The organism is Pseudomonas sp. Root71, assembly GCF_001429045.1.
In the GTDB taxonomy this organism is placed as follows: Bacteria; Pseudomonadota; Gammaproteobacteria; order Pseudomonadales; family Pseudomonadaceae; genus Aquipseudomonas; species Aquipseudomonas monachiensis.
The window spans coordinates 1-14,237 of sequence record NZ_LMHY01000017.1; the positions used below are offsets into that span (position 1 = coordinate 1).

At 60.4% G+C, this 14,237-nt stretch carries 10 protein-coding genes and 1 pseudogene; 7 read left to right on the top strand and 4 right to left on the bottom strand.

Features of this window, described 5'->3' with window-relative positions; all coding sequences use genetic code 11:
- On the top strand, positions 1-2,531 hold a 2,531-nt coding region (locus ASD95_RS13615; RefSeq protein ID WP_056848059.1), incomplete at its 5' end, for an Ig-like domain-containing protein.
- A 95-nt stretch (positions 2,532-2,626) separates the two neighbouring features.
- Here ASD95_RS13615 and ASD95_RS13620 read toward each other — a convergent pair.
- From ASD95_RS13620 to nirB, 3 genes are all read right to left on the bottom strand, one after another.
- Positions 2,627-3,067 carry a CBS domain-containing protein gene (locus tag ASD95_RS13620; protein ID WP_056725127.1) on the bottom strand — a complete coding sequence of 147 codons (441 nt, stop codon included), beginning with the start codon at positions 3,065-3,067 and terminating at the stop codon, positions 2,627-2,629.
- A gap of 77 nt (positions 3,068-3,144) precedes the next feature.
- The gene (nirD, locus tag ASD95_RS13625; protein ID WP_056725130.1) at positions 3,145-3,531 is read right to left on the bottom strand and encodes a nitrite reductase small subunit NirD; all 387 of its coding nucleotides are present in this window, start codon (positions 3,529-3,531) and stop codon (positions 3,145-3,147) included.
- Positions 3,531-6,092 carry a nitrite reductase large subunit NirB gene (gene nirB / locus ASD95_RS13630; RefSeq protein ID WP_056725132.1) on the bottom strand — a complete coding sequence of 854 codons (2,562 nt, stop codon included), beginning with the start codon at positions 6,090-6,092 and terminating at the stop codon, positions 3,531-3,533. The genes nirD and nirB overlap by 1 nt, the downstream gene beginning before the upstream one ends.
- 247 nt (positions 6,093-6,339) lie before the next feature.
- Between nirB and ASD95_RS29160 the strand changes: the two genes are divergently transcribed.
- The 5 genes from ASD95_RS29160 to ASD95_RS13645 all read left to right on the top strand — a co-directional run bounded on the left by ASD95_RS29160 (position 6,340) and on the right by ASD95_RS13645 (position 11,396).
- Positions 6,340-6,825: a hypothetical protein gene (locus ASD95_RS29160; RefSeq protein WP_156385783.1), complete on the top strand. Its 486-nt coding sequence runs from the start codon at positions 6,340-6,342 to the stop codon at positions 6,823-6,825.
- 204 nt (positions 6,826-7,029) lie between these two features.
- Positions 7,030-7,590 carry a YSC84-related protein gene (locus tag ASD95_RS13635; protein ID WP_056725134.1) on the top strand — a complete coding sequence of 187 codons (561 nt, stop codon included), beginning with the start codon at positions 7,030-7,032 and terminating at the stop codon, positions 7,588-7,590.
- A 224-nt stretch (positions 7,591-7,814) separates the two neighbouring features.
- On the top strand, positions 7,815-9,029 hold the full coding sequence (gltS, locus tag ASD95_RS13640; protein ID WP_056725136.1) for a sodium/glutamate symporter: 1,215 nt from the start codon (positions 7,815-7,817) through the stop codon (positions 9,027-9,029).
- A gap of 167 nt (positions 9,030-9,196) precedes the next feature.
- The gene (locus ASD95_RS28685; protein ID WP_082562971.1) at positions 9,197-9,496 is read left to right on the top strand and encodes a hypothetical protein; all 300 of its coding nucleotides are present in this window, start codon (positions 9,197-9,199) and stop codon (positions 9,494-9,496) included.
- 160 nt (positions 9,497-9,656) lie between these two features.
- Positions 9,657-11,396, top strand: a complete 1,740-nt coding sequence (locus ASD95_RS13645) for a dipeptidase (protein ID WP_056725138.1) — start codon at positions 9,657-9,659, stop codon at positions 11,394-11,396.
- Positions 11,397-11,541: 145 nt separating this feature from the next.
- Here the strand turns inward: ASD95_RS13645 and ASD95_RS30300 are convergent.
- Positions 11,542-11,634, bottom strand: a pseudogene (locus ASD95_RS30300) (DUF6124 family protein); the annotation flags it as partial.
- Positions 11,635-11,867: 233 nt separating this feature from the next.
- Between ASD95_RS30300 and ASD95_RS13650 the strand changes: the two are divergent.
- On the top strand, positions 11,868-14,237 hold a 2,370-nt coding region (locus tag ASD95_RS13650), incomplete at its 3' end, for a DUF5801 repeats-in-toxin domain-containing protein (protein ID WP_236709741.1).

The following is a 14,237-nucleotide window of genomic DNA, read 5'->3' on the forward strand; positions in this document are numbered from 1 at the left end:
CCCGCTTTCACCCCAACATGCCGATCCAGAACCACAAGGCGCTCTGGACCTTCGACGGCACCTTCCCGCCAAAACTGCTGATGGTGCGGTACGGCCAAGCGGTGCTGATGCGTCACTACAACGCCCTGCCGATCGATCCGTCGGCCAACATGGGTTTCGGCCTGCACACCCTCAGCACCCATGAACACAACGGTCACTCCCCGGCCGAAAGCGACGGCTTTGCCAATGCGTTTTTCTTTCCGGGGCAGTACTACGACTATCGCTGGCCGATCCAGTTGGCCGGCTACGACAGCATCAACACCAGCGCCCAGGATCCGCGCGCGGCGTTCCCCTGCGCCCCGGGCGAAACCCTGTATGTCAACGATGCCACGCCGGGCCTCAAGACCTGCAACAACGGCAGCATCAAGATCCGTGGCGACTGGCGCGAAACCATGAGCAGCCACTGGTTCCACGACCACATGCTCGATTTCACCGCGCAGAACGTCTACAAGGGCAACGCCACGATGATGAACTACTACAGCGCTCTGGATCGTGGCAACGAAGCGCTGCAAGACGGCGTCAACCTGCGCCTGCCCAGCGGCTCGGTATTGCCCTGGGGCAACCGCGACTACGATGTGAACTTGGTTGTGGCCGACAAGGCCTGGGACGCCAATGGCCAACTGTGGTTCAACCCGTTCAACACCGATGGCTTTCTCGGCGACCAGATCCTGGTCAACTGGCAGTACCAGCCGCGCCTGAATGTGCGGGCGCGCAGCTATCGTTTCCGCATTCTCAATGGCTCGGTGTCACGTTTCTTCAGGATCGCACTGGTGCGTGAAATCATCGGCACCGGTGGCGAATTCCCCGGCCCGACAGGTTCCGGCCTGTCTTACACCCGCGTGCCGTTCCACATGATCGCCAACGACGGCAACATAATGGAACACGCCGTGCCATTCGACGGCAGCATGGACCTGGACGCCGACGGCGACCTGCAGGACCACAACGCCATCCTGCCCTCCATGGGTATCGCCGAGCGTTTCGACATCATCGTCAACTTCGCGAAATACGGGATCAGCACCGGCGACAAGCTGTACTTCGTCAACCTGATGGAGCACCACGACGGCAAGGGTCCGGAAAGTCTGCCGCTGAGCCTGGCCGATGTCCTGTCCGGCAAGTACAAGGCGGTACTCAAGCTGGGTAGTAACGGCTTGCAATGGGAGAACGGCGACCCGGTGGTGGGCAAGTTCCTGCAGATGGTGGTCCAGCCTTATGCCGGCCAGGACGTGAGCATGAACCCCGCCGACTTCGAACCCGCCAAACCGGGCAAGCCGTTGGGTAAAAGCATGATCGCGCTGTCCCTCAACCGTGACGACCCGGCGGTGCAGGCCAAGCTCAACGCGGCGCGGCATCGCGAGTTCATCTTCGGTCGCTCCGACGGTACCGACGAAGAACCCTGGACCATCAAGACCGACGGCGGTCTGGGCTTCCAGATGGACCCTCGAATCATCAGCGCCGCTCCGCAACTGGCCACCGGCCCGACCCCTGCCGGGTTCTCCGGCGACGGCACCCTGGAAGTGTGGAAAATCAGGAACGGCGGCAACGGCTGGAGCCACCCGGTGCACGTGCACTTCGAAGAAGGCATTGTCCTCAACCGTGACGGCAAGGCGCCGCCGGAATGGGAAAAATGGGCACGCAAGGACGTCTATCGCATCGGCGAAGGCATCGACAGCTCGGTGGACGTGGACATTGCGATCCGCTTCCGCGAGTTCGCCGGGACTTACCTGGAGCATTGCCACAACACCCAGCACGAGGACACCTCCATGCTGCTGCGCTGGGATGTCGAGCACCCCGGCCAGTTCCAGTTGATGCCAACCCCCCTGCCCGGCTGGGACGGCGTCACCTACGTCAATTCCGCTGCGCTGCCGACCTTCCGCACTGGCGATAGACGTCAAGAGGACGGTGATAACCAAAAACCGATTGCCAACCCCGACAGCGCCATCAGTAACACCGGTCAACCGGTGATCATCAACGTGCTGGCCAACGACACCGACCCTGACGGTAACGTGCCGCTCAAAGTGGTGGGCCTGGAGCAACCGGACTCCGGCAAGGGCGTGGTCAACACCGATGGCCTGCGCGTGACCTACACACCACCAGCCACCGTCCCCGCGCCGTTCACCGCGACCTTTTCCTATAGGGCCAGCGATGCCAGGAACGCGGAGTCGGCACCGGCGACTGTGTCCGTGGCGGTCTCGGCAGCGATCAACGAGAGCCTGATCGTCACCAGCGCCACCGTCACCGCCCGCAGCAACAGCCGCTGGTATTGGGTCCTGTCCGGCACCACCTCCCGAGGCACGGGCAATACCATCACGGCGACGGCCACGACCACCACCGGTACGGTGAACCTTGGCGCCGCCGTCCTGACACTGACACCGACAGGCGCGCGCTGGAACATAGCGGTGACCACCGCCGGCAGTGGTCCATCGCCTAACCCGACGGCGACCATCAAGTCGGCCTTCGGCAAAACCGTGACGGTGCCGATAAAGGCGAACTGAGCACAACAGGCATTAGCGAGAGGGCCTCCTTGAGGCCCTCTCGCTACACCGGCCTGGATTTTAAAGCGTGCAGACCCAACCTGCCCCCGGTCACTTTAATGTCCGCGAATGTAGTGTTCCAGTTGCCGGATCAGTTCGGTCTGCTCGACGATGGCTTCCTTGACCAGATCACCAATCGACAACAGGCCGATCAACTGGTCGCCCTGCACCACCGGCAGATGGCGCAGATGACTGTCGGTCATCACCGCCATGCAACGCTCAATGCTCTGCTGACTGTCTGCTGTCACGACGGGTGCGCTCATGATGGCCCGGACCGGCGTACCGACCGAAGAGCGCCCCTGTAGAACGACCTTGCGCGCATAGTCGCGTTCGCTGATCACGCCGACCACCTGCCCCTCCTCCATGACGGGCAGGGCACCGACATTTTTTTCCGCCATCATCTTCAATGCTTCAAACACCGTCTGGTCTGGCGCGATGCTATGCACCCGCCGGTTCTGCACGGCCTTGAGTTTCAGCAGTTGTGCGGCTGTTTTCATACGAGCCTCCGATACTGTTTGTCATTGATCATCGACTCCGCCGGAACCTGGCACAGCCCCGGGCAAAATCCATCTGGTCAGGCCACCGCGACCTCAACCAGGCCTGCGTTCAGGCGCACCGGCCAGACCCGCAGGCGCTGCTGCGGGTACTCCAGGCAACTGCCGTCCTCAAGACGGAAATGCTGTTTGTAGAGTGGCGAGGCAATCACCAGGTCGCCCTTGATGCTGCCGATCAACCCGCGCCCGATGACATTTGCCCCGGATTGCGGGTCATGATTATCGACGGCATAAAGGGTCTTGCCCTCGGCAGCCGGCAGGTAGAACAGCGCCACTTGTGCACCGTCGAGCCAGACCACGACGCCGGAGTTACTCACCAGATCTTCCTGGCTGCACACCGCTTGCCAGGCATCGGGGTTGACCAGGGACGAACTGGAATAGGCTCGCTGGGTATCGGACTGGCTCATCAGGCAATCTCCTCGATGACAGGGATAAGGTGGAGTTCAGAGGCCATGATCGGCCGGCGCTGACCGCGTTCCTGGACAAAATGGATGTCCGGGTCCGGGCGTTGATCGTTGACGAAGGTGCGAAAACGCTTGAGTTTTTCCGGGTCTTTGAGGGCATTGGCCCATTCGCATTCGTAGCGGTTGACCACCAGTTGCATCTGCGATTCGAGCTCCGCGCCAAGCCCCAGGCTGTCGTTGATGATCACGTCCTTGAGGTAATCCAGGCCGCCCTCCAGGCTCTCGCGCCAGACCGAGGTGCGCTGCAATTTGTCGGCGGTGCGGATGTAGAACATCAGGAAGCGGTCGATGTAACGGATCAGGGTGGCGTCATCGAGGTCGGTGGCGAACAACTCGGCGTGGCGCGGGCGCATGCCGCCGTTACCGGCCACGTAGAGGTTCCAGCCTTTCTCGGTAGCAATCACGCCCACGTCCTTGCTCTGCGCCTCGGCGCACTCACGGGTGCAACCGGAGACCGCGAACTTGAGCTTGTGCGGCGAACGCAGCCCCTTGTAGCGATCCTCGAGGGTCAGGGCCATTTTCACGCTGTCCTGCACGCCATAGCGGCACCAGGTACTTCCGACGCAAGACTTCACCGTGCGGGTCGATTTGCCGTAGGCGTGCCCGGTTTCGAAACCGGCCTCGATCAACTCGGACCAGATGTCCGGCAACTGATGCAACTGTGCGCCGAACAGGTCGATGCGCTGCCCGCCGGTGATTTTGGTGTAGAGGTCGTATTTCTTCGCCACCACGCCAATCGCGATCAGCTTGTCCGCCGTGATCTCGCCCCCGGCGATGCGTGGCACCACCGAGTAGGTGCCGTTTTTCTGCATGTTGGCCATGAAGGTGTCGTTGGTGTCCTGCAACGGCACCAGCGACGTGTCCATGATCGGCTGGTTCCAGCACGAGGCGAGGATCGAGCCCACCGCCGGTTTGCAGACGTCGCAACCGGTGTGGCCACGGCCATGTTTGGCCAACAGTTCATCGAAGGTGATCACGCCCTCTACCCGTACCAGCGCATAAAGCTCCTGGCGGGTGTAGGCGAAGTGTTCGCACAGGCTCTTGTCGACACTGACGCCACGGGCAATCAACTCATGCTCGAACACTTGCTTGAGCAACCCGGCGCATCCGCCGCAGCCGGTACAGGCCTTGGTCTGCGACTTGAGCTGGCCGAGGTCGGTGCAACCGCCGTCGATGGCCGAACAGATGGAGCCCTTGGTGACGTTATGACAGGAACACACCGTGGCCGACTCCGGCAGAGCACCCGGTCCCAAGGTCGGCGCGCCTTCGGAGGACGGCAGAATCAGGCTGGCGGGTTCTGCTGGCAAGGCGATGCCGTTCTGCATGTATTGCAGCAAGGTGTCGTAATAGCTGTTGTCACCGACCAGCACTGCACCCAGGACGTGTTTGCCACTGGCATCCACCACCAGGCGGCGATAGCTGGCGCTGGTTTCGTCGATGAATTGATAGCTGCGTGCGCCCGGGGTGTTGCCGTGGGCGTCGCCGATGGAGCCGACATCCACCCCCAGCAGCTTGAGCTTGGTCGACATGTCGGCACCGGTGAACGGCTCGGCGACTTCGTTGCACAGACGGGCCGCGACGCTGCGCGCCATCTGGTAGCCCGGCGCGACCAGGCCGAACAGGCTGCCGTTCCATGAGGCGCACTCACCGATGGCGTAGATGTTCGGGTCGCAACTGAGGCACGTGTCGTCGATCACCACGCCCCCGCGCGGACCGATCTGCAGTGCGCATTGACGGGCCAGCGCGTCTTGAGCGCGGATACCGGCGGAAAACACGATCAGGTCGGTTTCGAGGCATTCGTCATTGGCGAAATTCATGCGATAGCGGTACTGCTCGCCCGCGCTGATCGATTGAGTGGCGCGGGACAGGTGTACACCGACGCCCAGTCGTTCGATCTGCGCCTTGAGCGCCTGGCCACCGAGGTCATCGAGCTGTACCGGCATCAAGCGCGGCGCGAATTCCACCACGTGGGCTTCAAGCCCCAGGCTCTTCAACGCGTTCGCGGCTTCCAGCCCCAGCAAGCCACCGCCGACCACCACACCGCGCCGGGCATTGGCCGCCGCAGCCCGAATGGCATCGAGGTCTTCCAGGGTGCGATAGACCAGGCGCGATTCACCTTCGGCGCCTTCGATGGGCGGAACAAACGGATAAGAACCGGTGGCCAGGACCAATTTGTCATACGTGACGCCACCTTGCGCGGTGACCACCTGGCGACGGACGCGGTCGATCTCCAATACCGGCACACCCAGATGCAGCGTAACGCCGGGCGTCTGGTAGAGAGACACATCGGACAGCGCCAGCGACTCGGCATCACGACCTGCGAAGTACTCGGAAAGATGCACACGGTCATAGGCGCGCATCGGCTCTTCACTGAAGACGTGCAGCCGGTAATGCTCAAGCGCTCCCCGCTCGATCAACTGTTCGACACAATGATGTCCGACCATGCCATTACCGATCACGACCAGCGTTTGCATCTTGTTCAACGTGGCAACATTGGAATTCATAGAAAGCACCCAGCCCGAGCCAATCACGGTTTTAAAAGCAAAAAAAAACGCCTGAAACCTTTCGGTTCCAGGCGTCTTTGCCTGTTCTTTGGCGGTGTTGAAACCAGACGTCTATGCCTGATCCACCGATGTTGCCCACGACCTGTTCGGCCAATCGATCGTCGTTGACCGAGGGGGCTGTCCACACGAATGCTCTCCAGGTGGACCTGATGACAGCCTTGCAGCCTTTGTGCCAGCCTGCGACAGAGTGACTTCAACTATCTGGAAACACTGGTTTTTGAGCCAGGGGCGAGTGTCACGACGCTGGAGCTGGCGCGGGCGAAAGCGCTTTGCGGCGCTTCCGACTGGTGCAAGTTGTTGTGCATGGCGCTTTATAAAAGTGCATGGACAGTTCGATTCCTCAGCTCGTTGGAGCGAAAGCCTGTTTCTGGCAGCGATCAGCTTTTCCTGTCAGCCCTGTCATGTCGTCGTCACATCCACCCATCACAATGGGATCAGCCAAAAGGATTTGGCCCATCTACAAAGAGCTTGGCCGACACCGGGCTTTTTCACTTGCTACGACATGCTTTTCACGAAACGATCACAAGATGGAGCGCAGATTGGAAACACAAAAGGATTTGACCCCAAACAGAAGGCCCGCCATTGCGCGGGCCTTTTGCTGCCTGCATTGAGCGCGGGACGAAGCGATTTCAACCCTTCGCAAGGTGAAACTGGCGGCAAGAAGCAGAACTGACAGCGAACCCGGCCATTACCCAGTGGTCATAACAGCTGATGGCAGCGCAAACGATCAGTGGCCCAGAGCCCACTTCATTCAGGAGCGCAGCCTGCAATTCACACATTTCAGGGTGCGCCGGATAACCTCAGTGGGTTCGGTTCCTGCGTGACGCGGGCACTTGCCGCTGCTCTCATCCCCCTGCTCCCTCAGCGGAGTACGCAAATGACTCAATCAATACGGTTTTTCCTCTCGTTCTTCCTCGCGATTGCAACATTGGCATCGGCCGCATTACTGAACAATGCCGCAGCGGCCACCGCCGAGGATCTGAATGCCGACGCTCGACAGGCATTGCAAACGCTCTACAAGAGCCATCCATTCTCCGAAACCATCTCGCACCAGGCCAAGGCGGTGCTGGTTTTCCCGAACATCATCAAGGCCGGTCTCGTGTTCGGCGGCAGCTATGGCGAAGGCGTACTGATGAAAGGCTCGAAAGTCGAGAACTACTACAACTCCGTCAGCGGTTCATGGGGGCTGCAGGCCGGCGCCCAGTCGTACGGCTATGCGGTTTTCCTGATGACCGATAAAGCCGTGGACTATGTTGCCAAAACCAAAGGCTGGGAAATCGGTGTGGGGCCAACGGTTGTCGTGGTGGATGAAGGGGTTGCGAAGAACCTGTCCAGCTCGACGCTGAAGGACGACGCCTACGCGTTCATCTTCGACCAGCAAGGATTAATGGCGGGCGTCAGTATCGAGGGAACGAAGATCTCACTGATCAAGCGCTGAAGTTCCCGTCTGACTGGCCATCGGGAGCGTGATGGCGGCCTGTGCCAAACCGGATGGGTTTTTCCGTTTAGGCTAGGCTGTCCTCACCCCTGGCGCACAGACGCACCTGATGATTGGGAAGCTATCTGGACGAGCAAGGCTGTTTCGACCATTCATTGATACAGGTCTAAACATTGAACGAGCGAATCCTGATAATGATTTTCCAGTTTTTTGGTAGGCCTTAAATGACTTCACAGCTCTTCCAGATTCACGGCCTCGTGAGTTTTACCCTCGCCATCCTCCTGCTTTTCCTCGGCAAGACCCTCGTCCAGCACAACGCCTTTCTGCGTCAATACTGCATCCCGGAGTCGGTAGTTGGCGGTTTCGTCTGTGCGGCGGTGACGTCCTTGCTGTACTTCGGCCTGAATATCCAGATCGAATTCGATCTGCAAGTTCGCGACACCCTGCTGCTCTATTTCTTTGCCGGCATTGGCTTGAAATCGGACATGCGCCAACTGCTCAAGGGTGGGCGCCCGCTGCTGATCCTGCTGTTGCTCGCCGCCGTGTTCATTCTGCTGCAGAACGCCCTGGGCATGGGTGTGGCCGAGGCGTTTGGGCTTGATCCCAAGGCGGGCTTGATGGTGGGCTCCATTTCCCTCACGGGTGGGGTGGGCACCACCCTGGCCTGGGCACCGCTTTTTGTCGAAAAACTGGGCATCAGCAACGCCCACGAATTGGGCATCGCCAGTAACACCGTGGGCCTGATTGCCGCTTGCGTCATCGGTGGCCCAATCGCCAACCAGTTGATTCGCCGTTATCAACTGACGCCGTCCAGGGATGCGGAGCTGGAAGTCGGCATTCTCGAGCAACAACCGGGCAAGGCGCTGAACTACTACGACGTGCTCTGGGCGTGGATGTGGCTCAACCTGACCCTGATGCTCGGTTATGGACTCAACCTGCTGCTGGTCGATGCCGGCATCACCCTGCCCAAGTTTGTCAGCTGCCTGTTCGCGGGCATCGTCATTCACCACCTCGTTCTGGCCTTTGTCGGTGACCAGCGACTGAAAACCTGGAGCGGTGCCAGCCTGGGCCTGTCGCTGATCTCCGATATCTGCCTGGGCATGTTCTTGACCATGGCCCTGATGGGGCTTCAGCTCTGGCAGCTCAGCGGCGCGTTGATGTTCATTCTGTGCGCGTTGACCCTGCAGATCCTGCTGACGGTCGCCTATACGTATTTTGTGGTTTTCCGCTTTATGGGGCGCAATTACGAAGCCAGCGTGATCGCTTCAGGATTCGGCGGGATTGCCCTCGGTTCCACGGCGACGGCCATCGTCAACATGTCGACCGTGACGCAAAAGTACGGTGCGGCGCACCAGGCCTTCCTGATCGTGCCGCTGGTGTGCGGCTTTTTCATTGACCTGGTCAATGCCGTGATCATCAGCATGTTCAGTGGCCTGTAGCGACCTCGGCCCGGCTCTCGGACGGCCAGACACGCTGTACGAAGGAAAGCGGACGAAAGGAGCAGCAGGATCGATGCCGCAAGGATAGGCTCAGAGAAAGAGTGTGCCCCGGCCCTGATCCGGCCAGGTACGGTCTCAAATGCGCCTCTTGCTGCAGGGGAACCGGGATGACGGGACACACTGCGCGACAATGCTCGTCATGGCTCCTGCTATCCCTGCTCGCCGTCGATCTGGCGCTGATCGCCGGCTGCTCAGGCAAAGCCAGCACGGCTCGCTATTCAGCCTCCAGCGTCGGCTCGGCCTGCTATGCAAAAGCCCTCCCCACTGTCGGCGAAGGCGGCCTCGCCTGGGGCGACACCCTGGACATGGCTCGGCAGAAATCCCTGAGTAATTGCATACGTTATGCCGGCCGATCCGGTGGCACGCCAAGTACCTGCAAAGTGGTGATGGCAGAATGTAAGCATTGATAGAGCGGTTTTTCATTTCTGCGCCGCTTTTGCATTTCTGTGCGACAGATCCCACTTCAGGGGCTCCCGTTTCACACGCTCGTGGTGTTAGTTTTGAAAAGTTTCTGATCGACTGATCAGATATTTCTTACAAACCGCCTGCAAAGGAATGCCCCCAGCAATGGATTTTTCCCTCAAGCACCTGGCTGCGACCACCCTCATGCTCGCCAGCCTTTCGTCGTTCACCACCGCTGCCCACGCCAATATCACCCCGCAACAGAGCGCGATCATCCTCAAGACCTTCAGTGATGCATCGGTCAAGGATTTCAGGCAGTTCCTGGCAAGCCTGGCCAACAGCGATATCGCCAGGACCGACAACCTCGGCCCAGCCATCCGTGCCTTCCTCGACAACAAGACGCTTAGCGCTGAACAGCAAAACGAAATCCATCGTTTGCTTGGCCTCTATGCCCGGGTGAAATACGGTAGCGCGGCCACCGAAACCCTGAAGGAGTTGGTGGCCATTCCGACCGTGCGCGTGGAAGGTGTCGACCAGCACGACAATCCCGAATTCATCAAGATTGCCGAGAAGATCAAGGGCCTGGCCCAGGCGTTCAACCTGAACTTTCGCAACATCGACAACCGTGTCTACGAGATCTCCCTCGAAGGCAGCGGCGATGAAGTCGTGGGCATCCACGCCCATGCCGATGTGGTGCCGGTAACGCCGGAAAACTGGGTACTGCAGGACGGCACCCGCCTCGATCCGTTCAAGGTCACCCTGATCGGCGATCGCATGTATGGCCGCGGCACCGAGGATGACAAGAACGGCATCGTGGTGGCGCTCTACGCCATGAAGATCATCAAGGAAGAGAAGCTGCCGCTGGCCCGCAACTTCAAGCTGCTGGTGGACACCACCGAAGAGACCACGGGCGACGCCATCCCCTACTACTTCGAACGCAACCCGACGCCCAACTACAACCTGGCGCTGGATGGCGGCTACCCGGTGGTGATCGCCGAGAAAGGCTACGGCACGGTCATGGCCAGCTTCGCCAAGCGCGCCGCGCAAGGCAAAGGCGCAGAAATCACCTCGATGACCGGCGGCCTGGCCACCAACCAGATACCGTCGACTTCGGTCGCGACCCTGGTGACCGACAAGCCCGCCGAACTGGCCGCCAGCCTGCAAAAGGCCGGCACCGAATATGCCAAGCGCAACGGCGACAATTTCGAGGTCGCCGCCAAGGTCGACGGCAAGGACGTCAAGCTGACGGTCACCGGCGTGTCCGCCCACTCCTCCGAGCCCGAGTCCGGCGTCAACCCGGTGGCCAGGATGCTCGACTTCATCAATGGCCTCGACGGCAAGGTCGCGCTCAAGCACAACCAGATCACCGACGCCGCCCGCTACGCCGCCGACAACTGGGGGCTGGATTACCTGGGTGGCAAGTTGGGGATCGGTTTTGCCGATGAGTTCATGGGCCCGCTGACCACCTCCCTGACCTATGTCGGGATGGACGACAAAGCCTTCAAGCTCGCGGTCAACCTGCGCGTGCCGAAGGGCAAGTCGCCGGACGTGCTCAAGTCCGAAATCGCCGCAAAGCTGGACGCCTGGAGTAAAAAGACCAGCATCGCGCCAGCCTTCGACCTGTCGATTGCCGAACCGATGTACCGCAACCCCGAGGGCGAATGGGTCAAGGCCCTGCTCGCGGTGGCCAGCGAAAACCTCGGCATGGAACACAAGTTCGGCACCTCCGCCGGCGCCACGTCCGTGCATGAACTGCCCAACGGCGTGCAATTCGGCCTGGCCATGCCGGACGTGAAGTACACCGGTCACAACGACAACGAGTTCAAGACCACCGAGCAGTTCCTGCTGGACTTGCAGATCGTGACCGAAATGATGGGCCGCATCGGGCAATTGCCGAAACTGTGATGCCCCTTCGGACCCGCCCTTCTGGCGGGTCTACTTCCAGAACTGCAGTAAAACCCCGGAAGATCGCAGCCTGCGGCAGCTCCTACGCATTAAGCGATCCCCGTAGGAGCTGCCGCAGGCTGCGATCTCTTGATCTTTTTTACCTTCAACCAGGCGGATCAATCTGATCCAGCACCCGGTTCGCCGTGATCTCCGCCAGCATCACGCTGTTGGAAATGCCCAGCAGCGCATCTTCAGCGTTTGGCGTAGTGGTGGACGCACTGCGTTACAAGCACTGAGTCGTCACATGCGGAATAGGCGGCTCCGTTGCTTCGCGTCATCCCGTCTCCCCCTCCCGGTAGTCTGAATCTCCCAGCCCGCCTGGGAGTATCGGCCGATGTATATCGTCCGGCGTTTATCCATAGTTGTGGCATGTACCAGAAAAAGGTCCACGGTCAGGCCTTGGTGTCTGCAACTGCTTTGGAGAAAATCATGGCTACTATCAAAAAAAATCTATCGTCAACGAACGATCCGATCGCTCTATTTACCCAGCCCCTCACCACTGACCTCAATAGCTCATTGGTGACAACATCGATTACCGCCAGCACTTTGGGCGTCGTGGCGACCGGCGAGAGCGTTACGCTGGACGAAACGGCGGGGTTGCAGAACAGCACCGCCACGCCAACCCCCGCGGGGGACGCTGACGACAACGACATTCTGCTGGCGTCCCTGCCCACGACCTTCACTACCCGTTTATCCGCACTGGGGGCCGGAACCGCAACGGGTGCGGCCTTGAGCGGCTATACCGGTGCCGCCGACAACAGCGGCAGCGATGCATTCACCATCACCGCCGCGCCCGGCGCAAGCATTACCGATATCAGCTTCACCGACAGCTCAGGCGCACCGCTCGATGGCCTGGACAGCGGACTCGATACCCTCGATGGCACCAGCATCCTTCTCTATACCGATACGAACGACAACAACATCGTTCTGGGTCGAGCCGGGGGCCCGGCCGGCGCGATCGTGTTTGCGGCCTACATTGAAGAAACCGGTTCGCCGGTCACGGGCGGCAAGCTCTGGACCGTGGAATACCAGCCGCTCAAGCATCCCGATGTGACGAACGCCGATGATTCGCTCAATCTGCTGGACAAGGTTTTCATCGGAACCAGTGAGGACCTGGAGTTCAGCCTGGCCAATGCGCCCTCCGGTCAGAACCTGTTCCTGATGTTCACGAAGGCAAACCCGAACGTTATCGATGACGGTGGTGTGTTGCGGATCACTGATCCCACGATCATCGCCACCGGCAAGGACCCCGCAGACCAGTCAAGCGGCGTCAACATAAACACTGGTGACACGATCAATACCAGCCAGGCGGGCGGCCCGACCACCTTCGGCACCAACAACCAGATGATTGTGGAGCAAGAGGGCATCCGCTTTTCGTTCGTCACCGGTGCCAGGCAGGATTTGACCGTTCCCAACCTGGACCAGAACGAAGCCGACCTTGAAGCCAACGTCGACTTTACCGACGTCTTCAATGCGAAATCGGCCAATTTCGACGTGGTGCAATTGCAAAGCGGCAAGAGCGCCGTGGTAAGGGTCAGCGCATTCAGCACCGCTGCTGAACCTGGTGTGAATTTCATCAATGGGTATGCCAATGATGCGACGGTGGCCATCACCAATGTCCGCGTCGTCAACAATAGCACCGGGCTGGTGATCGAGAATTCAGACGGTTCGGTGAATGATCCGGCCATCACCATCAGCTTTACCGCTGCAGGCGTTGCAACCATCACCGGCGTTAAAGCCGGCTACCAGATTGAATACACCACAGCGTCGGATCACAACCGCGTGCTCGTGGAGAACGGGGCCGCCGTCAATGCCAAGGGCAATGACCACGCCGACTTTGATATCGGTGGTTTCACGCTGGTAAAAGCCTCTGTTACGACCTCTGAAATCGGCTCCCGGATGATCTTCGAAGACGACGGGCCGAGCATCACCACCACCGGCGTGGAGCCGACGCTGACAGTGGACGAAACGGTACTGGCGACCGACGCCACCCAGAGCTTCGCCGCCAACTTCAACTCGGCGTTTGGCGCCGATGGGGCCGGTACCCTGACCTATGCGCTGGGCGTGGTGACCGGGGCTTCCGGGCTGATCGACACGGCCTCGGGCGAGGCGGTGAACCTGTCGCTCAATGGCACCGTGGTCGAAGGCCGCACGGCCAGCGGCAACCTGCTGGTGTTCACGGTCAGCGTGGCCGCCAATGGCAACGTCACGCTCGACCAGATCCGCGCCGTGGTGCATCCCGACGCCACCAATCCCGATGACTCGACGAGCCTGACCTCGGACAACCTGGTAACGCTGACGGCGACCATCACCGACGGGGACGGCGACAGCGCCCTGGCGACGCTGAACATCGGGCAGAACCTGGTGTTCAAGGACGACGGGCCGAGCATCACCACCACCGGCGTGGAGCCGACGCTGACAGTGGATGAAACGGTACTGGCGACCGACGCCACCCAGAGCTTTGCCGCCAACTTCAATTCGGCATTTGGCGCCGATGGTGCCGGCACCCTGACCTATGCGCTGGGCGTGGTAGCCGGGGCTTCCGGGTTGATCGACACGGCCTCGGGCCAGGCGGTGAACCTGTCACTCAATGGCACGGTGGTCGAAGGGCGTACGGCCCTCAGCGACCTGCTGGTGTTCACGGTCAGCGTCGCCGCCAACGGCAGCGTCACGCTCGACCAGAGCCGCGCCGTGGTGCACGCCAACACAAGCAATCCGGATGATTCGACGACGTTGACCTCGGACAACCTGGTAACGCTGACCGCGACCATCACCGACAAGGAGGGCGACAGTGCCCTG

What these genes read in the sequence shown, in the direction of transcription:
- ASD95_RS13620 (WP_056725127.1), bottom strand. Translation starts at nt 3,067, where the DNA reads ATGAAAACAGCCGCACAACTGCTGAAACTCAAGGCCGTGCAGAACCGG.
- nirD (WP_056725130.1), bottom strand. Translation starts at nt 3,531, where the DNA reads ATGAGCCAGTCCGATACCCAGCGAGCCTATTCCAGTTCGTCCCTGGTC.
- nirB (WP_056725132.1), bottom strand. Translation starts at nt 6,092, where the DNA reads ATGAATTCCAATGTTGCCACGTTGAACAAGATGCAAACGCTGGTCGTG.
- ASD95_RS13635 (WP_056725134.1), top strand. Translation starts at nt 7,030, where the DNA reads ATGACTCAATCAATACGGTTTTTCCTCTCGTTCTTCCTCGCGATTGCA.
- gltS (WP_056725136.1), top strand. Translation starts at nt 7,815, where the DNA reads ATGACTTCACAGCTCTTCCAGATTCACGGCCTCGTGAGTTTTACCCTC.
- ASD95_RS28685 (WP_082562971.1), top strand. Translation starts at nt 9,197, where the DNA reads ATGACGGGACACACTGCGCGACAATGCTCGTCATGGCTCCTGCTATCC.
- ASD95_RS13645 (WP_056725138.1), top strand. Translation starts at nt 9,657, where the DNA reads ATGGATTTTTCCCTCAAGCACCTGGCTGCGACCACCCTCATGCTCGCC.